Here is a 23,465-nt window from a genome sequence, read left to right on the forward strand (position 1 = left end):
GATCAGGGAATACCCCTACATACACGTAGGGCCCACAGGGCTACAATGAAATCAAGGCAGATGGATACATAGAGCTACACCGCATTTGCCAGATGAAAAAGAGGAAGGACGTGTCATTATGTCCCGCATTCTAGTTCCTGTTGATTTCTCAGCGCAGTCCATTCAGGCTGTCCGCTTCGCGCTGGCCTACGCCAAAAATAAGCATGATATCACATTGCTTCATGCCATCTCTCCGTTCCCTTCACGCAATGTTGTCAGAAGGTTGGGACGAGATGTCGTAGAAGATTATCAATTGGATGAAGCAAGAGAAGATCTGAAGAAATTTCTGGCGATCGTAGAAGAAGCAGGTATCACGTATGAATTGGAGATTGAATTCGGAGAGCCGCATGAAGTCATTGCCAAGCACGCTGCGAATGACTATGCCGCCATCGTAATGGGAACACACGGCTACGGCCGCATTACAGGCTTCCTGTTGCAAAGCGTCAGCTATCCGACACTCCATGATGTCAAAGTTCCGGTTTTCCTCATTGCAGAGGAGACAGATGAGAGCCGCTTCCCTTGGAACAAAGTACTCATTGCAGTAGATGGTTCCGATCATTCGATGGAAGCTGCGAAAAAAGCCATTGAGATGAGTCAGCACCTCCCTGATGTATCGTATACGCTTTTGTCCGTTGTCATCCCACCAGTCACATATGCAGGTGTATATGGCGTAGGCTGGGATAACATGAATACACTCGAAGGTTGGGGACGTGAATCGTTAAAACCTTGCGAGGAGATGCTTGAAGCTGCATCGCTTCCTTTTGAAAGCAAGGTCGTGGTCGGAGATCCAGCGACTGTGATCCGCCAGACCGCTGAAGAAATCGATGCTGGACTGGTTGTGCTTGGTCATCATGGCCAAGGTGCAGTCGCAGGTACGCTGCTCGGCAGTGTGACATTTAAAACGATTCATCGTACGAAAACACCACTCCTCATTGTGAAAACATAGCATTTTACTAGAAAAAGCTGTCCGTTTGGTGGACAGCTTTTTTGCTTGGTCGTATGTCTCTTACGATAGCGTTTGCGCCTGCTTGTGTTCGAGAAGTTGGTTAGCTCCATCTTGTGTTACTTCCGCCGAATCCCACTTGATTTGCTTACATCCCCATGCAGCGAGCAGAAGGATGACAGATGCAATCAGAAATACCGTAATCAACGAAGTCATCTGCATGAGCGGACCTGCTGCAAAGGAACCGACCATCATGAGTCCGACCATGAGCGGTGAGATCGTTCCATTCACCCTTCCGATATATGCTTCATCCACGAGCTTGATCATGAACATACCGATTACAATCTGTAAAAATGCCATCCCTATTCCGGTAAAAAAGCGCATCGCTGCAGTTAGGTACATCCATACAGAGAGAACTTCTACGGCGACGGAGAGAGCGAAGAATATTAATCCACCTGTAATGACCCAGCGACTATTCAAGCGTTCCAGATAAATGGAAGCCAAGATGCCGCCCAACAGCATACCCAAACCGTCTAGCGCGGTAAACCATTGAATGGCTTCCTTGGAAAGTAAAAGACGATCCGTGATGACAAATACCTCCAGTGAATTGATAAAACCCGAGGATAACCCCAGACATGAAAAGGTAATGGCGATCCGGCGCAAGGCTGGTCGCTTTTTTACATAGGCAAAACCTGCTTTAATCTCAGAAAGGAGAGTTCCGCCTTCCTCTGTTGCACTGGCAGTTGAGGTGGGAAGTATCAGCAAGATCAGTGCCGAGACGAAGAACAGCCCGGCCATCGTTAACAGGGAAGGGTAGATGCCCCACTGCTCAAAGAAAAAGGTACCAATAATCGGGCCAACCAGCAGAAAAATCGAACCCGTACTTTGGGAAATAGACACAGCTGCTGCAACTTGCTCATCAGGAATATGACGTTTCATCATCTTGGCAGAAGAAGGCTGGGAGAACTGCGACACGATAGCCGAGATAAAGGTCGCAAAGAATACAGCGATCCACATCCCTTGCCAGAGCAAATACACGATGACCAATACAGAGAGGGCGCTTAACAGGTTTCCGGCTATCATCGTTCGCTTCGGGTTCCAGCGATCAGCCAATGCCCCGCCAATAATCGAAAAAACCAAGATCGGCGCAAGTTCGATAGCAGTCAAAAGCGATACGGCGGTCGGATTGTTGCCGCTCGTCTCCATGACATAGTAGAGCAAGGCCATGTTGCGAATCCATATACCGATATTTTCTAATGTATCCGTGATAAAAACGGTAAGAAAAACTTTGTTTCCCCAAAGACCTTTCATGGGTCATATCACTCCCGAAAAATTATACCGAACGTCCGGTCTAATTAAAGTTGAAAAAAATGCTACCTGGCAATAATGCCGTGCAGCAAAACGTCAATGCTCCTTTTCAGCAGAGCATGAAGACGCTCGTCTTCCATTTGATAACCTACATTGATGATTCCATTCATGAGCCCTTCCAGTATCATCGCCATTTCTTCGGGATCGCATGGAGCGAACTCCCCTCGGTCGATTCCTTCTTGGAAGAGTGAGGTATAGAGGGTATACGTGGAGCCGAGCATTTCCAGCACTTGTTCCAAAATGACTGGATCAGCGAGCTGGCTGCCGGAGAACTCTTCGCCTGCTTTTTTCAGAGGGTGGGACAAAAAATCCTCCAAGAAAAAGGCAGCTAAGCCGTACAGCTTTTCGATGGATGTCTCGAATTCTTTTTCTTTTTCCTGCCATAGATCTACCCATTCGCTGTACTGCTTTTCAAGCAAATGCAGGAACAACTGCTCCTTGTTTTTAAAGTGGTAATAGAGGCTGCCCTTACTCGCTCCAGTTGCTTGGCAAATGTCCTCAATGGAAGTGGCTGAATAGCCTTTCTGAGAAAATAACTCGGTGGCTTTCTCTACGATATGTTGCTTGGTTTTCTCCCCATCGAGACGGCGCTTTGACATTATAGAAATGCTCCTTATTATAGACTGAACGTTCGGTTTAGTTTTAGTTTATTCGATCTGACAGGGAAGTGCAAGTGCTCGATTGAGAAAAAGGGACAGAGGGAAAAATGAAAAGAAGCGAGTGAGGGGAGGGGCTATCTTGCAAATCGGTTGTCATGTCAGTATTCGTCATGGGTACGAGGAGGCGGCGAGAACTGCATTCAGAGAAGGAGCGTTAGCATTTCAATTTTTCCCGAAAAACCCGCGTAGCTTAGGTGTCAAGCAATTCGATGCCCGGGACGCAGAGCGATGTCGCGCTTTTTGTCAGCAAAACGGCATGCTATCGATTGCTCATACACCATATCCAGTGAATCTTTGCGTCGAGGAGCAGGAGCTTTTCGCCGTTACAGTGGGCTCCGTACGAAATGATCTTGAAATTGCCGAAGCCTGTGGGGCGTTGGGTGTGGTCGTTCACTTTGGCCAGTATAAAGGCGCGGATGTCCTTACCGGATACAAAATCATGATCCAGATGGTCAATCAAATACTGGATGGCTGGAATGGAAAAGCCCAGCTGTTAATTGAAAACAATGCTGGACAAGGCAACCGCATGGGCACGACACTCGAAGAGCTTACGCAGGTTCGACAACTGTTTGCTGAGCCAAGAAAGGTAGGCTTTTGCTTGGATACGTGTCATGCATTTGCCAGCGGATTGTGGAAAGGGAATGATTGGGGGGAAGTAGCCAATCGGATGCGAGAGCTCGATTATTTTACGAGCTTGCGAGCCGTTCATCTGAACGATTCCGTTTATCCGAGTGGTTCCTTTCGAGACCGGCATGCCTCTATCGGTAAAGGGATGATCGGGGATGCAGCCATTGCCGCTTTTTTACAAACACCCGAATTGCGGGAACTTCCCATCGTTCTGGAAACCGCGAGAGGCTCAGAAGGGGGACATCGCGAAGAAATCAAACATGTCCGTCTGCTTATAGACAATTGGCAGGGCTGACCATGTTGTGGTAGAGTGTGAAATGATGTGTTCAACACGGGAGGGGTATCTATGAAAAAGCGTATTAAGGTGACGATTGCGGATTTTACTCATCTGACTGAAAACTTGAATAACCCGGAGGAGCTCGCTCTGTACGAAGCGGCGAACGGAAATACATACGATGCTGAAATCGAGCATGATGGATATGCGATTGTAGATGTGACTGACGAAGATTATATCGAGCTGGCCCCAGGTGAGTATCAGCTGATGATCGAGGAGTGGACAAACGCCGGACAAATCGGCAAGTGGACGCTGCAAACCATGTCAGACCCAGCGGATGACAAAGCTTTGCTGTACCGCACAGTGGACAAGGCTGGAACGGAAATACAAGCACCGCAATCATTACCGAAGCAGGTGGTCGAGCTGGTTGCAAATACGTGGTTTGGCAAAAAAGCAAAGAAGATTGAAGAGTAATCCAAGAACGAAAAGGAGCGCTGCAAGGTAGCGCTCCTTTTTTATGTCAATAAGAGTGTATACGGACGCTCATCTGTAGCATTGAGCCTTATGAAGATTATCCCTCAGTTTATACTGACGAGGATCTTGCTTTTAAAAGGTACCGATGAACAAAAAAAGCTGGTGAGAAGAAAAAGCGCAGGACTCGCAGACCTTGACAACGCCTACCCAGTCGGAACTTCAAAAAGGGGACCCGGTTGTCGAACACTTCTTCCCTGAGAAACGTCCGCCCGTAGGGTGGCTTTGGATCGACGGTCCCCTTTTTGAAGTGGAGACGGACAGTCAATCCCCCTTGTGGGCGTGTCAGAGTCGAAGAGAACTGCGCTTTTTCTTCTCCTCCACAATGTTGACTCAGCTTCCCAATCATTCCTCCTCAGAATCCAGCTGAATCCCATACTTTCTAATCCGCCGCATAAGTAGCGACTGGGTTATGCCGAGGGCCGATGCTGTTTTGCGAGTTGTTTTGTGTGTACGCAATGCTTGCAGAATAAATTCCATCTCAATTTTCTCCATCCGCTCTGTAAGAGAAAGAGAACCGAGTGAAAGAATTCCCTCCTCCAGCTCACGAATACTCCGCAGTTCTTCTGGCAAATCACTCACTTGAATTTCATCCAGCTTTGACGTGATAACGATCCGCTCTACCAAATTTTCCAACTCCCGCACATTCCCAGGCCATTCGTATTGATGCAAAACATCCAGTGCTTCCGGGGAAAAACGCCGTTTCTGGTTATGTTTGCTATTGAATCGCTGTAAATTGTGATGGAGTAACGGGAAAATATCGTCCTTTCTCTCCCGTAATGGCGGAACATTGATGGGTAAAATATTTAGGCGATAGTACAGGTCATGTCTGAATTTGCCCAACCGCACGAGTTCCTGAAGGTTGGCATTGGTTGCGGTTATGATGCGGATGTCAGCAGTGTATGTTTTCGTTCCGCCGATCGGCATAAACGTTTTGTTTTGCAAAAGCAGCAATAATTTCGATTGCAAGTGATAGGGAAGCTCACTGATTTCATCCAGGAAAAGCGTCCCTTTGTCCGCCATTTTTACTAATCCGATTTTCCCCGAGTGACTCGCCCCCGTAAAGGCCCCTTTATGGTAGCCGAACAGCTCTGACTCGATCAAGGTTTCGGGAATGGCGCTACAGTTGACGTGGACGAACGGCCCGCTGCTTCGTTCGCTCAATTGATGGATTTGCTCCGCAAGATAGCTTTTTCCTACACCTGTTTCTCCTGTAATAAACACGGTCGTGTCCACAGGGGCTGCTTTTTTCATTAATTCCAGCAGGGCGAGATAGGAACGGCTGTTGCCAATCAAGGTTTGGGAAGAGCTCTGGCTAGCTTCCCACTTCATGAGCTGAATTTCTTCGCTGTACCGCTTTAGTAAAGCGACCGTTTCTTCCAGCTGTGAACTGGCACGGGCTGCCTCAGTGATATCGCGTGAGTGGGAAACGATCAGCTCCGGTCTTCCATCCTCATCCGGGATAATATGTCCGGTCACCAGAAATTTCCCCTTATTATTGACGAGCTGAATGGTTGTGGTCGGTTTTCCCGTTTCCAAAACCAAGCGGGTGACAGAGGGGCTGAAAATCCCCATTTCTTCGAGGTCGGATACGTTTTGCCCGATGAGTTCGGCTTTTGGCAGACCACACAGGTTTTCACTGGCATTGTTTAACCATAAAGTAGTTCCCTGCGCATCAGCAATGAATATGCCATCTGCCAGTGTGTTCAGGATGTCAATAAAACGATCAACAGAAGACAGTGCTAGTATCTCCGCAGCTTTTTCCATGTTGAGTAGCTCCCCGGTTTTTCAACTGATTGTACAAGATCAAATTGATTGTTGTATAGTGAATCGAAATTAAAACTAGCTGAGTCGAAATCGATTCAATAGAAAAGTTAGACTTTTCCTACCTTTTCGCTTCAAAAGTGAGTCTATTTCGACTCAGTAATAGAAGTAGCTTGTAGCTTGCTTGTGTTTTTATGCCGCTTTGAGGCTTGGCACAAGAGTTGCTACTACATAGTTCGACGTAAGCGATTTACCCAAGAATACGAGACAAGGAAATGCATGCGATGTTATCAAAACTGGTGACGCACGAACAAGCAGTGGAGCATGTTCTGGATGGCACCCGGCTGATGTATGGCGGATTCGGCACGATCGGTTCCCCGGCACTCTTGATTGATTCGATCTTGCACAAAGGCGTGCAAAGCTTGACACTCATCGGAATTGATGCGGGGTATCCGGAAATCGGAATCGGAAAGCTGATCAGTCATGGACGGGTGAGGCGGCTGATAACCACACATATTGGCTCCAATCCCGAAGCAGGTCAACAAATGTTGGATGGAATGCTGGAAGTGACATTTTGTCCACAAGGAATTTTCGCAGAAAAGATTCGGGCAGGGGGTGTTGGCATTCCGGGAATCGTTGTAGATGCGCATGTGAGTGGAGAGCGAATGGAAGGAGCAGAGCCGTTTGCTTTTGCCGGAAGAACCTGTCAGATCGAAGCTGCCCTGACAGCGGAAGTAGGGATCGTCTATGCAAAACAGGCGGATACTTACGGAAATCTCATTTATGACAAGGCAGCAAGAAATCTGAATCCGCTAGTAGCGATGGCCGCAGATATCACAATCGCTGAGGTGGAAGAGATCGTTCCGGCAGGAGAGCTGGACCCGGATAAAATCGTGACGCCTGGCATTTTTGTGGATTATATCGTGGTTCGTGGCGGAGGGAACAGCTAATGGGGTTGGAAATGGATCAGCGCAATATGGTTGCGTGGCGTGCGGCCAAAGAGGTCGCTCCCGGAATGGCAGTGAACTTGGGGATCGGAATACCTGAGCTGGTCGCTGATTTTATCCCGAATGAATGGCAAGTCATGTTTCACTCGGTGAATGGAATCTTGGGTGTCGGACCTACGCCGTTAAAGGGAGAAGAGGACCAGCATATTTCCAACGCAGGTGGAGCACCTGTTACCGTTGTACCGGGGGCATCGTATTTCGACAGCACCATTGCGTATGGCATGATCCGAAGAAGAAAGCTGGACGCAGCGTTTATCGGGGCTTTGCAGGTGAATCGCCGAGGAGATCTGGCAAACTGGATTGTTCCTGGCTCGCGCGTTCATGGAATTGGTGGAGGAGCAGAACTGGCCTATTACGCCAAGAAAGTGATCGTGCTCATGAGCCATGTCAATCAGGCAGGTGAGCCCAAAATCCGCAGGGAGTGCACATTGCCACTGACGGCGAAGGGCTGCGTCGATCTCATTATCACCGAGAGGGCTGTAATCGAGGTCACGCCAAGAGGCTTGCTTTTGACAGAGGTAATGTACCCGTTCACCTTGGAAAATGTCATTACGAATACCGGGGCACCTTTAATGATTTCAGAAAATTTACAAATGGTAGAGTAATGAAAAATGTAAGCGCGAACAAATAGAACAGGGGGATGAAACACATGAAAAAAACAATCAAAATGATCGCAGGAGTCGTATTTTCGTTGTCACTACTTGTAAGCGGATGTAGCCAAGGCGCTTCCACTAACAGTGCGGGAGGGCAAGCAGGTGGGGCTTCTGCTGGAAATGCGTCGTCCATGACAAAAGAGGCAGGCGTATTTGTATACGCGGCTTCAGGTGAATATCAGCCATTCAGCTACTTCAAGGATGGTCAATTGACCGGATTTGATGTCGAGATCGGCAATGAGATCGCCAAGCGTTTGGGTCTTGAGCCAAAGCCAGTCACGTCGCCTTTTTCCGGTATTATCGCAGGGGTAAAAGAAGGACGCTACGATGCAGCGATTGCCAGCCATGCGATTACAGAAGAACGGAAGCAGCAGGTTGATTTCGCAGACCCGTACTACTTGTCCGGTGGTCAACTGTTCGTTCGCCCGGATGGGACGATTAGCACACTGGAAGGTTTGAAAGGTAAAGAAGTGGCAGTCGCACTCGGCACTACACACGAAAAGATGGCGCGGGAGTATACGGATAACATCAAAACGTATGACAGCGATGTAACGGCTCTGCGTGCCTTGGAGCAGGGAAAACACGATGTCGTGATTACAGATAGCGTCGTAGGGGAGATTGCCATTGCACAAGGCTTGAAGCTCAAGAAAAGCGGGAAGCCACTCTCGGAAGTCAAGCATGGAATCGCAGTGCGCAAAGGAAATACGGAATTGCTGAATAAGATCAACGAAGTGCTCAAGCAAATGATGGAGGATGGTACTTACGTCAAACTGAGCGAAAAATATTTTAATCGCGATATCAGCAAAGCAGAATAGTGAGTTGGTATAAAAGACAAATTCCATTACGAGTGAGGGGTGGCATCAAGTGCCCAGTTTTGCCCATCTGACAGAAGAGTTTTTCCGGACATTGCCGTTTTTTTGGAAGCCGTTGCTGCTGACCTTTCAGTTGACGATCGCTTCTGTTATCGTAGGCTCGATTATCGGATTGTTTGTCGCTTTGTTAAAGGTATCCAAGCTTCCAGTTGCACGCTTCATAGCCAATGCGTACATCATGATCATTCGCGGTACACCGTTGGTCGTGCAAATTTTCGTTTTGTATTTCGGCTTTTACAAAATTATTGATCTCGGTCAATTTTGGTCGGCAGCGCTCGCTCTGGCGATTCACAGTGGAGCCTATATCGCAGAGATTTTCCGGGGCTCGATTCAGTCGATTGATAAAGGACAAATGGAGGCAGGTCTATCTTTGGGCATGTCCGCTCGTCAAACCATGCGCCGGATCATTTTGCCGCAAGCGATGAAACGATCAATCCCGCCGCTTGGTAACCAGTTTATTTTGTCTTTGAAGGAATCATCTCTGGCCGCTTTCATTGCCATGGATGAGTTGTTCTCACTGGCCCGTCGCTTGTCTGCGGAAACCTTTGATGAAATGACGTACTTTTTGATTGTGGCGCTCTATTACTTGGTTATTGTTATGGCGTTTACGTATTTGGTCCACATCATGGAGAAGCGTCTGGCAAAAGGAGAGGCGTAAAGAGGAGGGGAAAGACGATGGAAAAGCAAAGAGAAATGATACGCGTGCAAAATTTGAAGAAAAGCTTCGGAAAAGTGGAAGTTCTCAAGGATGTCACCCTGCAAGTCGGAAAGGGTGAGGTCGTCGTCTTGATCGGTGCCAGTGGATCGGGGAAAAGCACATTGATTCGATGCATTAATTTTCTGGAGATCAAGGACGGCGGAGAGATTTATATCGAAGGTAAAAGCATCGATCCGAAGAAGGATGACTTGACCAAAGTACGGCAAAAGGTAGGCATGGTGTTCCAGCACTTCAATCTGTTCCCGCATAAAACCGTTCTGGAAAACATCATGGAGGCACCGCTGATTGCGAAGAAAGCGGACAAGGAAGAAACGAAGCAGGAAGCGCTCCGGCTGCTGAAAAAGGTAGGTCTTTCTGAAAAAGCGGACGCCTACCCATCCAGCCTCTCCGGTGGACAAAAGCAACGCGTGGCCATTGCTCGTTCACTGGCGATGAAACCGGATATCATGCTCTTCGACGAGCCAACCTCGGCGCTTGACCCAGAGCTGGTAGGGGAAGTGCTGGAGACAATGAAGCAGCTCGCGCAAGAAGGAATGACGATGATTATCGTGACGCATGAGATGGGGTTTGCCAAGGAAGTGGCTGACTGGGTGGCGTTTATGAATCAAGGCAAGATCATCGAGATGGCTAGACCCCAAGAAATTTTCAACAACCCGAAAGAAGAGCGCACGAGAGAATTTTTGAACCGTGTACTGTAATGGCGTAAAAACGAAAGGGAGCTGGGGTATGAGAGACGTAGTCATTGTTGCGGGTGTGCGCAGTGCTGTGGGTGCATTTGGGAAAAGCCTGCGGGACGTACCGGCAACAGAGCTGGGGCGGCAGGTATTGGAAGGCTTGATGAATAAGGTTGATTTGCCGAAGGAACAAGTCAATGAAGTGATTTTTGGCAATGGGTACGTACATGGGGGAGGACTCAATGCTGCACGGATCAGCTCGCAGCTGGCGGGATTTCCATGCAATGTCTATGGTCACATCGTTATTAAAGCCTGTGGTTCAGGATTGAAAGCAATTGGCAACGGTGCGCTAGCCATTGCAGCAGGTCAAGAGGATGTGGTGATTGCGGGCGGAGTGGAATCCATGAGCAGTGTTCCCTACCTCGTGAAGAACCGCTGGGGCAGCAAATTCGGCAATTTGTCCATGGAGGACGCTCTTTTGTCCGATGGCTTGATCTGCTCGTTGACCGGCGAGCATATGGGGTTGACCGCAGAACGGCTGGCGGTACAGTACGGTATTTCCCGTGAGGAGCAGGATTGTTTTGCCTATGAGAGCCACGTAAGAGCAGCGGCAGCAATCGAAGCAGGCACGTTCGCGAATGAGATCGTACCAATTGAAATCAAGGATCGCAAAGGCACCCGTGTTTTTGCGCAGGATGAATCGGTGCGACATGATATCAAGCTAGAAGAGCTCGCCAAGCTGAAAAGTGTTTTTCAAAAAGAGGGATCTATCACTGCCGGAAATGCGTGTCCGATGAATGACGGCGCAGCCGCAGTATTAATGATGTCTCGTGAAAAGGCGGAGGAGGCGGGTTTGACTCCGCTCGTGAAAATCAAGGCTTTTGCCAGCGCAGGAGTCGAACCTGACGTAATGGGGATCGGACCAGTTCCCGCTACGCAAAAAGTACTGGAGAAAGCGGGATTGGCGCTAGAAGACATTGGGCTCATCGAATTAAACGAGGCATTTGCCGCCCAGGCTTTGTCCGTGATCAAATGCTTGGAACTGGACTCGAGTAAGGTTAATGTCAATGGAGGCGCGATTGCCTTGGGTCACCCTGTGGGAGCAACTGGCGCGAAGCTGACAGTGACGTTGATGAACGAAATGATGCGCAGACGCGAGAAGTATGGCATGGTGACGCTGTGCATGGCAGGTGGCATGGGAATGTCAGTGATCTATGAAAATTTGACGCTATAAACTTTACATGTACAAATGAAACAGCCCCGAACGTTGTTATGTCGGGGCTGTTTGTCATGAAAGCTAGATCGGTTATGAAGGGGCATTTTGTTCACGTAAGTATTTTCGCAATGTAGCCGCTACTTCTGTTGGGTTTTCCAGCTGTACAATGACGTGCTGGTATTTGGCATGACCCTCTACTTCCAGGATCAACAACGAATCTGTCTGGGTAAAAGAAAGGAAGTACCATTCATTTCTATACTGAAAGCTTCCTTCATAAATGTTCAATGGGCCAAAAGACGTCCCTGGCATGCGCAACATCCATTTTGGCGGAATGAAAGAACCAACCTCGACATGCTTGATCGACTGATAAGGTAACGTGATCGTGCTCTTTAAGGCTAAGAGCGTATGCAAGCCAGTGAGTCGCAAGGTAAAATCCGTCTTGCCGAAATGTACACTTCTTCCCATTGTTGCTCACCTCTTTCATCTGCCATCGTTTCATTATCTCACAGAAGAATGACGATGACACGGGACAATCAAAAAAGCCGGCGCTTCCCCACAAAAGGAAGGCAACCGGCTTTTCGTATTCTTTCTTACATTTCTTCTGGAGCAGACAGACCGAGCAGACGCAGACCTTCCTTCAGCACAGCAACGACTGCTGCTACGAGCTGGAGACGAGATGCCTTCACATCTTCTTCCTCAGCCAGGATGCGTACATTCGCATAGAATTTGTTGAACGTTTGTGCCAGGTCGATCACATACTTGCCGATTTGCGACGGATCGAAGTTATCGGCAGCACGTTCGATTACCTCTGGGAACGCGTTCAAGAGGGTAATCACTGCCCAAGCCTCTTTGCTGTCGAGTGCACCGGAAGCCAGGTTTACCGCCGACGCTGGCTGGTAGCCACCTCTGCGCAGTAGCGAGCATGCACGCGCGTGTGCGTATTGCACGTATGGTCCTGTTTCCCCTTCGAAGGTCAGCATCTCTTCCCAGGAGAAGTTGACATCATTGAGGCGGAAGTTTTTCAAATCATGGAAAATAACTGCGCCTACCCCGACTTGACGAGCCACTTCTTCTTTATTGGACAGCGTAGGGTTTTTCTCCTCGATGACTTTTTGGACATCAGAAATGGCTTGTGCCAACACTTCTTCCAAGAGAACAACTTTCCCTTTACGCGTGGACATTTTCTTGCCGTCCTTGAGCATCATGCCGAATGGGATGTGGTGCATATTTGCAGACCACGCATAGCCCATTTTTTCCAACACTTTATAGAGCTGCTGGAAGTGAAGACGTTGCTCGTTTCCTACGACATAGAGTGCTTTTGCAAAATCGTACGATTCGTGACGGAAGAGGGCAGCAGCCAAATCGCGCGTTGCGTACAGGGTAGCGCCGTCAGATTTTTTGATCAGGCATGGCGGCATGTTGTATTCATCGAGGTTCACGACCATCGCACCGTCGGATTCAGTCAATAGCCCTTTTTCCTCGAGCAATGTAACAACGCGATCCATTTTGTCGTTGTAGAACGCTTCCCCGTGTGTGGAGTCGAAGGCTACGTTCATCAGGTCGTAGATCTTCATGAATTCCTTGAGGGACTCATCACGGAACCATTTCCACAGATGCTGTGCTTCTTCGTCGCCATCCTCGAGCTTTTTGAACCATTCGCGGCCTTGATCTTCCAAGGTAGGATCGTTCTCGACTTCTTCGTGGAAACGAACGTAGAGGCTGAGCAGCTCCTTGATTGGTTCTGCTTTTACCTTTGCTTCGTCACCCCAGAGGCGATACGCAACGATCAGTTTCCCGAACTGTGTACCCCAGTCACCCAAGTGATTGATGCGCACTGGCTCGTAGCCTTGCTTTTCCATGATGTTGGCAATTGCGTTCCCGATAACGGTAGAGCGCAGGTGACCCATGGAAAACGGCTTCGCGATATTCGGGGAGGAGAGGTCGATTGGTACTTTGCGCCCTTGACCGACATTGCTGCTTCCGAATGTGCTGCCTTGGGTAAGGATGGTCCCGATTACTTGCTCTGCCACATTTTCTTGATCCAGGAACAGGTTCACGTACGGACCAACTGCTTGCGATTCGCGCACTGGTGCACCGGTGAGCTGTCCAGCCAGCTCTGCCGCGATCATCGGTGGGGCTTTGCGCAATGCTTTTGCCAATTGGAAGCATGGGAAGGCCACATCGCCCATTGCAGGGTTTGGAGGTGTTTCCAGCATGCCGTATACGGCTTCTTTTGTCAGTGTGTCAACGCCCATCGAGGAGAGCGTAGCGGCAATCTTTTCAGCGACTTGGTGTTTGTAACTCATCTAAATTTCTACTCCTTTCAAATAAAAAAACCTCTACGTCTCCTGTGAAAAAGAGACGAGAGGTTATACTCCCGCGGTGCCACTCTTGTTGTTTTTCCCTTCCATCGAACAGGAAGGCAAAAACCGCTTGATCTGCTGTAACGGGCAGTCCCGGCATGGCCCTACACGATCCGTTGCCCATAATGGCTGGCGCAGGATGTTCAGGCCGCATCTCCGAGGGGCGCTTCCTCACATGGTTTGGCATCGGGCTCACACCGTCCCCGACTCGCTTTCGTCCTCACACAAGGAGTACTTTCCTCATCAACGATTCGTCTGTTTCACTAGAATTATAGCTGTTTATACCGTCATGATGCAAGGTGCCTCGATCAAGGTTTTTTTAATATCTTATCTAATTCCGCGAAATATTGCTTGGTCAGCTCTTCCTTTTCTTCCGCGCTGAGGTTTTCCGCATTCATCATTTGCTCTTTGTACTGCTCCAACTTTTCAAGCATAGCCAACTCGGCAGCAGCGGCCTCGTCCAGATCGTAATTTTCCGATGGATCGAACGGGATCAATCGATTGTCATTCCCACTTCGCAAATAAGCGGAGCGCCAGTTCTCCGGAAACTGGTACGGCTGTTCGCCAAACATAATCGCTAAAATATCGTCGGATTCAATCGGCAGGAAGTGATCGTAATCGTCTCTTCTGCCTCCCTCGGACAAGTTAATGTGGGACAAAAAATAATGGAGATAATGTTCCCCGGTTTCGGTATTCTTAACGATGGAATAGGTTTCAAATTCGGATTTGGACAGTTCTTTTATGGTTTCCAAACAGGACAGAAATTTGTCTTTTTCTCGTGCTTGCAAGTCATCCATGTCATCTCGTTCCTTTCGCTCTACAATAAGCCTCATGATAGCAAAAGCAATGGGTGCTGACAATGAAAGCAACGTAACAGAGTGCAGCAGTGGAAGAAGAGAAAAGGATTATGGAAAAAATAATTGGATATTCTTGTCACAAAAATAAGCCAGCTGGATCAAATACATATCAACACGAAACAAGGAGGTGAACAGCGCGTGAATGCAAGTGCCAAAAGTAGCGAAGCGGACTGGACGCTGCAATTGACCAACGAGGAGAAGCTGACGAGGCTCATGAGCGAGTACGGAGACAACATCGTGCAGCTCGCCTACTTGATCGTCAAGGATCGGGGAATTGCGGAAGACATTACCCAGGAAGTGTTTCTGAAGGCGTATCGGGGTCTGGATCAGTTCCGCCATCAGAGTAGCGTGAAAACATGGCTTTACCGAATCGCGATCAACGAGTCCCGCAAATATTTGCGTTCGTGGTCCTTTCGCCAGATTTTTTCTACATACCTCTCCAAAGAGGAAGCACCCCCGGAAAAGGTCGACACGGCAAATGTTGAATCGGCAGTCATCGGACAAATGAGCAAGATACAGGTAGCGGAGCAGGTGATGAAGCTCTCGCCGCTGTACCGAAAAGTCATGGTACTTCATTACTATGAAGATTTGTCGATAAAAGAGATTGCGCATGTGTTGGATATTTCAGAAGATGCCGTACGAACCCAATTGTCACGGGCCCGAAAACATTTTAAGACATTGTGTGAAAAGGAGGGATTGGAATGGACGTAGATAAGCAAATGCGTGAAGCGGTACGGAGTGCAAGTGAGGAATCGGTGGAGGAAGTGAGGTTTACAAAGGAAATGGAATTGCGGATCAGAGATGCGATTGCAAAGAATAAACACAAGAATCGAAACCGAATTTTCGTGGCTGGTTCGCTGGCAGCTTGCTTGGCGGTTACTGCTGTGGGAATGCACCAGCAAGGCTGGTTTCCACAGTTGCCAAATGGCAAAAATGTAACGAATGCGATTGCAACGACTGCTACGGAAACAAATAATAAAGAGGCAAATCAGAACAGTGTAATGGTGTCGGCGGAAGATGCCGTCTTACCATTGAAAAAAGTGATTCCAGCCTTGAGCAAGATGACAATAAGAGTGGATCGTACAAGCTATGGATTCAGTGCACTAACTTTACTGGAAGGGGATACTGCGCGTGCCAATGTTGTCTATGATACACAGACAGGACAAATTGAGAGCTTTACAATAAACGGTGAGCGGAAAGAACAGAAGGAGATAAACTTGCCATCATCCAAGACTGCGGCGAAAGCAGCAAGCGCATTTCTTCAAGCTTTTTTGGGGGAGGAAAGTAAGACCTATCAGCTCGTCGAGACTCAGATCTACACCGACGAGCATATGGTAAAAGGCCCATGGATGAGCGTGAATTATCAACGGATCGAAAACGGCCAGCCCGTTCCGTTCGACGTATTGTCGGTTGGAATTGACGAACGTGAGCAAGTCGCGTTTTTCGGGCGATTGAACAAGAGCGAACAAGCCTTTTTCACCAAGCTGACAGATGCCATGCCCGATTTGAGCCCATCCCTTCTTCTTTTGGATAAAGAAAAGAACCACGATGGCATGTCATTCATTTTGGGGAAAACGAACAAAGAGGGTCATGAAGTTTCTCTTGTGATCACTGGCAATGGTCAAGCATTGGAACATTATAGGCTTCTGTTTAAGGATGAAAAGGAAGCAAAGAGCCAGAAAAGAGCAGAAGGAGCAAAAGCATTGGAGCAAGAGCGACAGTTCCTGAACAAGCTGCTCGGGGCTGATAGCGAGAACTATCGGTTGTTGGACGCCAACCATCCGGGATTGTACCTGAGATACTATAACGGGATGCCGGTGTTGTCTGATGAAATAAGCATCGAAACAACCGACTCTGGCCACCTCGAATATTTCAATAAGGGGCTCGAATCATTTGAGCCGTCGCAGTACCCGGATGTATCGACTGCTGTGTCAGAAGAGGTAGCCATCAAAGAGCTGAGCGAGCATATGAAGCTTCGGTACGTGCAGAATCCGAGAATACAGCCACAATCAAATCAAGGGGATATGTGGCAGCCCATTCTGGAGTACACACCAGCTGTTTCCTTCATGCAAAGAGGACGTGAAGATGGTCAGGAGTGGTATATCGACGCGACCAATGGCAAGATGGTGTATGGAACGGGAGATAACGGGCTTGCTTATGATCAGTTGAATACGAAGGAAGCACATCCGATCGAATCTCCAAAGGAATACGTCAAGGTTCGCTCCAAGGATGAGGCAAAAGCGTTGCTGCAAGCGGAATTCGGCATACAAGTGGATGACTCGACCTATAGAGAGAGTAACCGTGACGGACGCAAGGAATACGTCTGGAATGATAAAAATGACAAGTATATCGGCGTAGAAGTTCTCGCAGAAACAGGCAGTGTCGTCGGGCTGGGGTCACCGCGATCCGATACAGCAGTGACAGTCAAACGCGAGCAAGCGGAAGAGGCTGCACTTGCCTTTCTGCCTAAATACGTTGATCCAGGCATAAAAGAAGTGCAATTGGCGCAAGTCATACAGCCAGACGAAACGAATCCTGTGTCTTCGGGCGAATGGGAATTCAGATATCTCATGAGCAAGGATGGCATTCCAGTACAGGATCGCTGGCCGAAAGCGGCTTATTCAGTAACAGTCGATCCGTCTTCTGGCAAAGTGACAAAGTTCGAAAACTACAGAGAGACGCACGAGTTGGTGGAGCTTCCAGCATCCGACGAGATCGTCTCGAAAGACAAGGCTGTTGAGGCGTATTTACGAGTCATGCCATTAAAGCTGGTCTATTTGAGGAGAGATGTGGATGGGCAAAAATTAGCTCAACCAAAGCTGGCGTATGTGCCGTGGAGTGACGAAAAGCTGGCGTTCAAATATATTACTCTGGATGCTGTGACAGGCAAGATCATCACCAAATAACAAGAAAAAAAGGCTATCCCGAAGCCATTCCTGATGGCTTTTGGGATAGCCTTTTTTACACTTATCTAACAGTCGTCACACGAGCACCCGATAATAACCAACAGGATAAACAGCACGAGCACGATTGCGAAGCAGTCACCGAAGAATCCGTTACCGCAGAAAGATGTACTCATCTTTGTTTCCCCTCCTTTCCGTTATACTCCAGTCTATACACGAATGCCGATATTGGACTGGGCGGATGCCCACTTAGGCAAAAATGGGCGGGTAAGAAGAGAAGCTCAGTAAAAAATAGACAATTCACAATTGACGGGGAGACAAAAGGGGTGTTAAGATACTTGCAAACATTCAAGACATTTCGCAAACCAACTAAATGACAAGTGTACGACTCTTATCCAGAGAGGCAGAGGGACTGGCCTGATGAAGCCTCGGCAACCGGTAAAAATCCGGTGCCAATTCCAGCAAAGCTACGTGCTTTGAAAGATAAGAGGATGTCTCAGGCGTTTTCGTATCTGCTGACAAATCCTCTTCTTTCAAAGAAGAGGATTTTTTTATTTACCCAGATGCAAGGGAGAAAAGGGGCACGTCAATGAAACCAACTTTTCGCGAACAGCTTTCCCGGAAAATTCTGATTCTGGACGGTGCAATGGGCACCATGCTTCAACAGGCGAATCTGACTGCTGATGATTTCGGCGGTGAAGCCTATGATGGCTGTAATGAACTCCTGAACTTGACCAGACCAGATGTGATTCGTTCCATTCACGAGAAATATTTAGAGGCAGGCGCAGACATCGTCGAGACAAATACGTTTGGTGCTGCTTCCATTGTTTTGGCCGAGTACGATGTGCCAGAGAAAGACCTTGAGATCAATATAGCGGCAGCTCGCTTGGCCAGAGAAGCGGTGGATGCCTATTCCACGGAGGAGTGGCCGCGTTTTGTAGCAGGTGCCATGGGACCGACGACCAAAACCCTTTCGTTGACAGGCGGTGTCACCTTCGAAGAACTGATCGAGGCATATTATCGTCAGGCAAAAGGTCTGATTCTCGGCGGCTCCGATGTTCTTCTTTTAGAAACCTCGCAAGATACGTTGAACGTCAAGGCTGGCGGGATCGGGATTCGCAAAGCTTTTGAAGAGCTTGGACAGGAGATCCCCGTGATGCTGTCAGGTACGATTGAGCCGATGGGCACGACGCTGGCGGGCCAAAATATCGAGGCGTTTTACGTCTCCTTGGAGCATATAAAGCCTGTCTCTATAGGTCTGAACTGTGCGACAGGACCTGAGTTCATGCGTGATCATCTGCGGACACTATCAGGAATTGCCCAATGTGCGGTCAGCTGTTATCCGAACGCAGGTTTGCCAGATGAGAACGGTCATTATCATGAAACGCCACAGGGACTTGCCTCGAAAATGCGGGCGTTCGCGGAACAGGGCTGGATAAACGTCGCTGGCGGTTGCTGCGGAACAACGCCTGACCATATTCAAGCGATGGCAGAAGCATTGAAAGACTGCAAGCCGCGCAGTGCTGCTGTAGAACCGCTGAGCGCGGTCTCCGGGATCGAGGTCGTTTACGTCGAAGATGACAATCGTCCCTTGCTCGTAGGGGAGAGGACCAATGTCATCGGTTCCAAAAAATTTCGTGATCTGATTGCAGCTGGTCACTATGAAGAAGCGTCTGATATTGCCCGAGCCCAAGTAAAGCGTGGTGCACATGTCATCGATATATGCTTGGCTGACCCCGACCGTGATGAATACGAAGATATGGAAAAATTCCTACAGTTCATCGTGAAAAAAGTAAAAGCACCGCTCATGATCGACTCGACAGATGCCAAGGTCATGGAGCTGGGACTTCGCTATTCGCAAGGGAAGGCCATTCTCAACTCAATTAACCTGGAAGACGGGTTGGATCGATTTGAGGAAGTGGTTCCGCTTATTCACAAGTTCGGTGCCTCCGTTGTCGTCGGAACGATTGAAGAAGCGGGTATGGCTATCACTCGCGAAAAGAAGCTGGAGGTCGCGCAACGTTCGTATGACATTCTCGTCAACCAGTATGGAATAAAGCCACAGGATATTATTTTTGATCCACTTGTCTTTCCAGTAGGGACAGGGGATGAACAATACATCGGCTCTGCCAAGGAAACCGTAGAAGGCATTCGTTTGATCAAACAGGCAATGCCTGCTTGCAAGACGATCCTGGGTGTCAGTAATGTTTCCTTCGGCTTGCCTCCTGCGGGTCGGGAAGTGCTGAATGCGGTCTTCTTGTACCACACTACTCTCGCAGGGCTTGATTACGCCATCGTTAACACAGAAAAGCTGGAGCGCTACGCTTCGATTCCAGAAGACGAGAGAAAGCTGGCAGAAGCCCTTCTATTCGAGACAAATGATGAGACATTGGCGGCCTTCACTGAATTTTATCGTCAAAAGAAAAAGGAAGTCCGTGTGGAAGTCTCCTCGTTAACACTTGAAGAACGTTTGGCCCGTTATGTAGTCGAAGGCTCCAAGGATGGTCTGGTGGAAGATCTGAAGCTGGCGCTGGATAAATACACACCACTCGAGATCATCAATGGCCCGTTGATGGCTGGGATGGAAGAGGTAGGTCGCCTGTTCAACGGCAACCAGTTGATCGTGGCAGAAGTACTGCAGAGCGCGGAAGTGATGAAGGCATCCGTATCGTTTTTAGAGCCATTCATGGAAAAAAGCGATGCCGCTGCCAAGGGGAAAATCTTGCTGGCGACAGTCAAGGGCGACGTACACGACATCGGAAAAAACCTCGTGGAAATTATTTTGTCAAACAACGGCTACAATGTCGTAAACCTGGGGATCAAGGTACCGCCAGAGCAACTGATTGCCGCATGCAGAGAAGAAAAGCCGGATGCCATCGGTCTGTCTGGACTCCTGGTAAAATCCGCGCAGCAAATGGTCATTACCGCACAAGACCTTCGTGAAGCAGGCATTGATATCCCGATGATGGTTGGCGGTGCGGCATTGACACGCAAATTCACATCGAACCGGATTGCACCGGAATACCGTGGAATTGTTTTATACGCAAAAGACGCCATGGATGGTCTGGAGCTTGTGAATCGTCTGCAAAATCCAGAAGAACGTGATCGCTTGGTAGAGGAACAGCAGCATCTGCTGGAAGCAGTCGCAACGGCTCAGCCTGTTGTCGAGGAGAAAAAAGCACCTTTGCCAGCTCGTTCAGCCATCAGCAGAACCGTTCCAATCCATCTGCCGCCCGATTGTGAACGACATGTTTTGCGACAATACCCGCTGAGCCATCTGCAACCGTATTTGAACCTGCGGATGCTCCTCGGAAAACACCTCGGCGTACGCGGAAATGTAGATAGATTGATAGAGGAAGGCGACGAGAAGGTACTGGAACTGTACGGCATTGTGGAAGAGTTATTGAATGAAGCGAAGCAAAAAGGAACCATTACGACCCACGGTGTGTATCAGTTCTTCCCGGCTCAGTCAGATGGCAACGATATTTTGGTCTATGATCCAAAAGACCACAGCAAGTTGCTGGAGCGCTTTTCGTTCCCGCGTCAGCTGGAAGAACCTCATCTTTGCCTGTCCGACTTCTTGCGACCGGTGGAGAGCAAGGAAATGGATTATGTCGGATTCCTGACTGTAACGGCTGGGGGCGGGATTCGCGAAAGATCTACAGAGCTAAAAGAGCGTGGTGACTACTTGCGCTCTCATGTCCTCCAAGCCTTGGCATTGGAGCTGGCAGAGGCATTTGCTGAGCGAATTCATCACGTCATGCGCGATGTGTGGGGTATACCAGACCCTGTTGAAATGACGATGCTAGAGCGCTTTGGAGCTAGATATCAGGGCATTCGTGTCTCCTTCGGTTACCCTGCTTGCCCGAACCTGGAAGATCAGGCGCAGTTGTTCCGTCTATTGCGTCCAGAGGATATCGGCGTTCAGCTGACAGAGGGCTTCATGATGGAGCCAGAGGCTTCTGTATCAGCGATGGTATTTGCTCACCCTGAAGCGCGTTACTTCAATGCAGGTCCATCTATTTTTGAAGTCTAAAACGACGGAGTTTGACCACGTATAAATGAAAATGGGAGAGAAGGGATGGAGTTGACGACGAGAAAGAAAGATTTACGAGCCTACTTGAAAGACCACCTCCTAGTCGGAGATGGTGCAATGGCGACCCAGCTGCACGGGCTGGGCGTCCCAGTTGGCGTCAGCTTTGAAGAGCTGTGTTTGTCCAACCCTCGTTTGGTGCATGAAGTCCATACGTCTTACTACCAGGCGGGTGCACGTTTCCTAGAGACAAATACGTATTCTGCCAACCGAGATGCATTGAGCCGTTACGGTTTGGAGCATAAAGTAGCGAGGATTAACCGGCTTGCAGTCGCCATTGCAAGGGAAGCTGCACAGGATGATGCGTATGTAGCTGGCAGCATCGGATCTATTTTGGCTGGACGGGTGAAGAAAAAGGTATTGGATGAATTCCGTGACCAGTATGAGGAACAAGCAATCGCATTGTTGCATGCGGGCGTGGATGGACTGATTCTGGAGACGTTCCTCGATTTGGAGGAGCTGCTTCTGGCGATCGAGGTAATCCGCCCGCTCACAGATGTACCCGTAATCGCGCAGTTAGCCACTTTGGAAGTAGGGCGTACACGTGATGGCTACGCTTTGACAGATGCCTTTTCTGAGCTGAAAGCCGCGGGCGCTGACGTGATCGGACTAAACTGTCGCCTTGGTCCCGCTGAACTCTTACGCTCGTTTGAAAATACAGTGATTCCAGAAGATGCACTCTTATCTGTATTCCCGAATGCAGGGCGTCTGGGGATGACTGACGGAGAATACGCTTTTAAATCATCACCTGAATATTTTGGACAGAGTGCGCTTCGTTTGCGTGAGCAGGGGGTTCGGTTGATTGGCGGATGCTGCGGAACCACACCTGCACATGTGAAGGCGATTGCGGATGCACTTGAGTCACTGGAGCCGCAAGCGCGTGTAAACCCGACCATCGTAGCTGGAGATCGTCCTACGATTTCTGTGCAGAACACGAGGGAGAGGGAGAAACCGAGCATTGTCGAGCGCGTAAAAACCGCAACGACGATCATTGTCGAGTTTGATCCGCCACGTGATCTGGATGCAGACCAATTTCTCCACGGATGCTGCGAGCTGCACAAAGCAGGAGCGGACGCGATTACGCTGGCGGATAATTCGTTGGCGACAGTTCGGATGAGCAACATGGCACTCGGGGCACTCATGAAGAGCAGACATGGAATCGATCCACTCTTGCACCTTGCTTGCCGGGACCGCAATCTGATTGGGCAGCAATCGCACTTAATGGGGCTGCACGCTCTGGGGATCGATCAAATATTGGTGATTACTGGCGATCCATCACGCTTTGGGGACTTGCCGGGTGCCAGCTCGGTATTTGACGTGACCTCGTTTGATCTAATCCGCATGGTGAAGCAGTTGAACGAAGGTGTTTCGTTCTCAGGACGTCCGTTAAAGCAAAAAGCCCAGTTCATCGTAGGCGCCGCCTTTAATCCGAATGTCCGAAATATGGATGCTGCTGTTGCCCGATTGGAAAAGAAGGTCGAGGCAGGCGCGGATTACATTATGACGCAACCTGTGTACGATGCAGAGTCCATTCGGAATGTGTACGAGGCGACGAAGCATATCGGCATTCCTGTCTTTATCGGGATCATGCCGTTGACCAGCTCGCGTAATGCGGAGTTCCTGCATAATGAAGTGCCCGGAATCAAACTGTCGACAGAGGCTCTGGAACGGATGAAAAAGGTTCAGGGAGAAGCCGCCAGACAGGAAGGAATTGCAATCGCGAAGGAATTGGTCGACACGGCCGTTCGTTACTTCAATGGTATCTATCTGATTACACCGTTCAATTATTACGAGATGGCGGCAGAGCTCATTTCATATACACGCCAGCAAAGCTCTTTGGTGAAGATGGCCCAGGCTTAACGGTTTTACGCCAGATATATAGGGAAGGCCCATTGTATAGACAG

Annotated in this window: 20 protein-coding genes and 1 riboswitch; of the genes, 13 read left to right on the top strand and 7 right to left on the bottom strand. The window is 49.0% G+C overall.

The window, feature by feature from the left end; all coding sequences use genetic code 11:
• Positions 1-118: 118 nt before the first annotated feature.
• Positions 119-985, top strand: a complete 867-nt coding sequence (locus KB186_RS03575; RefSeq protein WP_221867202.1) for a universal stress protein — start codon at positions 119-121, stop codon at positions 983-985.
• A gap of 60 nt (positions 986-1,045) precedes the next feature.
• Here the strand turns inward: KB186_RS03575 and KB186_RS03580 are convergent, their stop codons facing one another.
• Together KB186_RS03580 and KB186_RS03585 are read right to left on the bottom strand one after the other, a co-directional pair.
• Positions 1,046-2,293, bottom strand: a complete 1,248-nt coding sequence (locus KB186_RS03580; protein ID WP_173609721.1) for an MFS transporter — start codon at positions 2,291-2,293, stop codon at positions 1,046-1,048.
• A 62-nt stretch (positions 2,294-2,355) separates the two neighbouring features.
• Entirely contained in the window at positions 2,356-2,949 is a 594-nt protein-coding gene (locus tag KB186_RS03585) for a TetR/AcrR family transcriptional regulator (RefSeq protein WP_221867201.1), read from the bottom strand.
• 139 nt (positions 2,950-3,088) lie between these two features.
• Here KB186_RS03585 and KB186_RS03590 point away from each other — a divergent pair, with 139 nt between their 5' ends.
• A complete protein-coding gene (locus KB186_RS03590) occupies positions 3,089-3,931 on the top strand; it encodes a deoxyribonuclease IV (RefSeq protein ID WP_232773116.1) in 843 nt (280 codons plus the stop codon).
• Positions 3,932-3,982: 51 nt separating this feature from the next.
• Entirely contained in the window at positions 3,983-4,384 is a 402-nt protein-coding gene (locus tag KB186_RS03595; protein ID WP_232773117.1) for a hypothetical protein, read from the top strand.
• A 402-nt stretch (positions 4,385-4,786) separates the two neighbouring features.
• Here KB186_RS03595 and KB186_RS03600 read toward each other — a convergent pair whose 3' ends face one another.
• Complete coding sequence (locus KB186_RS03600; RefSeq protein WP_221867200.1) at positions 4,787-6,208, bottom strand: sigma-54 interaction domain-containing protein; 1,422 nt, start codon at positions 6,206-6,208, stop codon at positions 4,787-4,789.
• 281 nt (positions 6,209-6,489) lie between these two features.
• Between KB186_RS03600 and KB186_RS03605 the strand changes: the two genes are divergently transcribed.
• From KB186_RS03605 to KB186_RS03630, 6 genes are read left to right on the top strand one after another with little or no spacing between them, the layout of a single operon-like run.
• Positions 6,490-7,155 (top strand): CoA transferase subunit A, encoded by a 666-nt coding sequence (locus KB186_RS03605; RefSeq protein ID WP_173609716.1) that lies wholly within the window; start codon positions 6,490-6,492, stop codon positions 7,153-7,155.
• Positions 7,155-7,817: a 3-oxoacid CoA-transferase subunit B gene (locus KB186_RS03610; RefSeq protein ID WP_232773118.1), complete on the top strand. Its 663-nt coding sequence runs from the start codon at positions 7,155-7,157 to the stop codon at positions 7,815-7,817. Before KB186_RS03605 ends, KB186_RS03610 begins: the two co-directional genes overlap by 1 nt.
• 44 nt (positions 7,818-7,861) lie before the next feature.
• Positions 7,862-8,680: an ABC transporter substrate-binding protein gene (locus KB186_RS03615; RefSeq protein WP_173609714.1), complete on the top strand. Its 819-nt coding sequence runs from the start codon at positions 7,862-7,864 to the stop codon at positions 8,678-8,680.
• Between the two features lie 49 nt (positions 8,681-8,729).
• A complete protein-coding gene (locus KB186_RS03620; RefSeq protein WP_232773119.1) occupies positions 8,730-9,395 on the top strand; it encodes an amino acid ABC transporter permease in 666 nt (221 codons plus the stop codon).
• A 17-nt stretch (positions 9,396-9,412) separates the two neighbouring features.
• Complete coding sequence (locus tag KB186_RS03625; RefSeq protein ID WP_285860344.1) at positions 9,413-10,153, top strand: amino acid ABC transporter ATP-binding protein; 741 nt, start codon at positions 9,413-9,415, stop codon at positions 10,151-10,153.
• Between the two features lie 28 nt (positions 10,154-10,181).
• The gene (locus KB186_RS03630; protein WP_232773120.1) at positions 10,182-11,363 is read left to right on the top strand and encodes a thiolase family protein; all 1,182 of its coding nucleotides are present in this window, start codon (positions 10,182-10,184) and stop codon (positions 11,361-11,363) included.
• Between the two features lie 72 nt (positions 11,364-11,435).
• Here the strand turns inward: KB186_RS03630 and KB186_RS03635 are convergent, their stop codons facing one another.
• The 3 genes from KB186_RS03635 to KB186_RS03645 all read right to left on the bottom strand — a co-directional run bounded on the left by KB186_RS03635 (position 11,436) and on the right by KB186_RS03645 (position 14,505).
• Positions 11,436-11,810: a hypothetical protein gene (locus KB186_RS03635; protein WP_173609711.1), complete on the bottom strand. Its 375-nt coding sequence runs from the start codon at positions 11,808-11,810 to the stop codon at positions 11,436-11,438.
• Positions 11,811-11,935: 125 nt separating this feature from the next.
• The gene (gene argS / locus KB186_RS03640; RefSeq protein WP_232773121.1) at positions 11,936-13,651 is read right to left on the bottom strand and encodes an arginine--tRNA ligase; all 1,716 of its coding nucleotides are present in this window, start codon (positions 13,649-13,651) and stop codon (positions 11,936-11,938) included.
• 365 nt (positions 13,652-14,016) lie between these two features.
• A complete protein-coding gene (locus tag KB186_RS03645; RefSeq protein ID WP_232773122.1) occupies positions 14,017-14,505 on the bottom strand; it encodes a hypothetical protein in 489 nt (162 codons plus the stop codon).
• A 198-nt stretch (positions 14,506-14,703) separates the two neighbouring features.
• Here KB186_RS03645 and KB186_RS03650 point away from each other — a divergent pair, with 198 nt between their 5' ends.
• Positions 14,704-15,276, top strand: coding sequence for a sigma-70 family RNA polymerase sigma factor (locus KB186_RS03650; RefSeq protein ID WP_232773123.1), 573 nt, complete (start codon positions 14,704-14,706; stop codon positions 15,274-15,276).
• Positions 15,267-17,471 carry a YcdB/YcdC domain-containing protein gene (locus KB186_RS03655; RefSeq protein ID WP_232773124.1) on the top strand — a complete coding sequence of 735 codons (2,205 nt, stop codon included), beginning with the start codon at positions 15,267-15,269 and terminating at the stop codon, positions 17,469-17,471. The genes KB186_RS03650 and KB186_RS03655 overlap by 10 nt, the downstream gene beginning before the upstream one ends.
• Positions 17,472-17,536: 65 nt before the next feature.
• Here the strand turns inward: KB186_RS03655 and KB186_RS03660 are convergent, their stop codons facing one another.
• A complete protein-coding gene (locus KB186_RS03660; RefSeq protein WP_007724452.1) occupies positions 17,537-17,644 on the bottom strand; it encodes a YjcZ family sporulation protein in 108 nt (35 codons plus the stop codon).
• Between the two features lie 212 nt (positions 17,645-17,856).
• A riboswitch (SAM riboswitch) is annotated at positions 17,857-17,958 on the top strand.
• Between the two features lie 99 nt (positions 17,959-18,057).
• Here KB186_RS03660 and metH point away from each other — a divergent pair.
• Positions 18,058-21,504, top strand: a complete 3,447-nt coding sequence (gene metH / locus KB186_RS03665; RefSeq protein WP_232773125.1) for a methionine synthase — start codon at positions 18,058-18,060, stop codon at positions 21,502-21,504.
• 45 nt (positions 21,505-21,549) lie between these two features.
• The gene (locus KB186_RS03670; protein WP_229088033.1) at positions 21,550-23,421 is read left to right on the top strand and encodes a bifunctional homocysteine S-methyltransferase/methylenetetrahydrofolate reductase; all 1,872 of its coding nucleotides are present in this window, start codon (positions 21,550-21,552) and stop codon (positions 23,419-23,421) included.
• Positions 23,422-23,465 lie beyond the last annotated feature (44 nt).

It is taken from the genome of Brevibacillus sp. AF8 (assembly GCF_021270385.1).
In the GTDB taxonomy this organism is placed as follows: Bacteria; Bacillota; Bacilli; order Brevibacillales; family Brevibacillaceae; genus Brevibacillus.

Coding starts and splice junctions, on each gene's coding strand:
- KB186_RS03605 (WP_173609716.1), top strand. CDS start 6,490: ATGTTATCAAAACTGGTGACGCACGAACAAGCAGTGGAGCATGTTCTG.
- argS (WP_232773121.1), bottom strand. CDS start 13,651: ATGAGTTACAAACACCAAGTCGCTGAAAAGATTGCCGCTACGCTCTCC.
- KB186_RS03645 (WP_232773122.1), bottom strand. CDS start 14,505: ATGGATGACTTGCAAGCACGAGAAAAAGACAAATTTCTGTCCTGTTTG.
- KB186_RS03580 (WP_173609721.1), bottom strand. CDS start 2,293: ATGAAAGGTCTTTGGGGAAACAAAGTTTTTCTTACCGTTTTTATCACG.
- KB186_RS03585 (WP_221867201.1), bottom strand. CDS start 2,949: ATGTCAAAGCGCCGTCTCGATGGGGAGAAAACCAAGCAACATATCGTA.
- KB186_RS03615 (WP_173609714.1), top strand. CDS start 7,862: ATGAAAAAAACAATCAAAATGATCGCAGGAGTCGTATTTTCGTTGTCA.
- KB186_RS03670 (WP_229088033.1), top strand. CDS start 21,550: ATGGAGTTGACGACGAGAAAGAAAGATTTACGAGCCTACTTGAAAGAC.
- KB186_RS03660 (WP_007724452.1), bottom strand. CDS start 17,644: ATGAGTACATCTTTCTGCGGTAACGGATTCTTCGGTGACTGCTTCGCA.
- KB186_RS03600 (WP_221867200.1), bottom strand. CDS start 6,208: ATGGAAAAAGCTGCGGAGATACTAGCACTGTCTTCTGTTGATCGTTTT.
- KB186_RS03575 (WP_221867202.1), top strand. CDS start 119: ATGTCCCGCATTCTAGTTCCTGTTGATTTCTCAGCGCAGTCCATTCAG.
- KB186_RS03610 (WP_232773118.1), top strand. CDS start 7,155: ATGGGGTTGGAAATGGATCAGCGCAATATGGTTGCGTGGCGTGCGGCC.
- KB186_RS03635 (WP_173609711.1), bottom strand. CDS start 11,810: ATGGGAAGAAGTGTACATTTCGGCAAGACGGATTTTACCTTGCGACTC.
- metH (WP_232773125.1), top strand. CDS start 18,058: ATGAAACCAACTTTTCGCGAACAGCTTTCCCGGAAAATTCTGATTCTG.
- KB186_RS03630 (WP_232773120.1), top strand. CDS start 10,182: ATGAGAGACGTAGTCATTGTTGCGGGTGTGCGCAGTGCTGTGGGTGCA.
- KB186_RS03655 (WP_232773124.1), top strand. CDS start 15,267: ATGGACGTAGATAAGCAAATGCGTGAAGCGGTACGGAGTGCAAGTGAG.
- KB186_RS03625 (WP_285860344.1), top strand. CDS start 9,413: ATGGAAAAGCAAAGAGAAATGATACGCGTGCAAAATTTGAAGAAAAGC.
- KB186_RS03595 (WP_232773117.1), top strand. CDS start 3,983: ATGAAAAAGCGTATTAAGGTGACGATTGCGGATTTTACTCATCTGACT.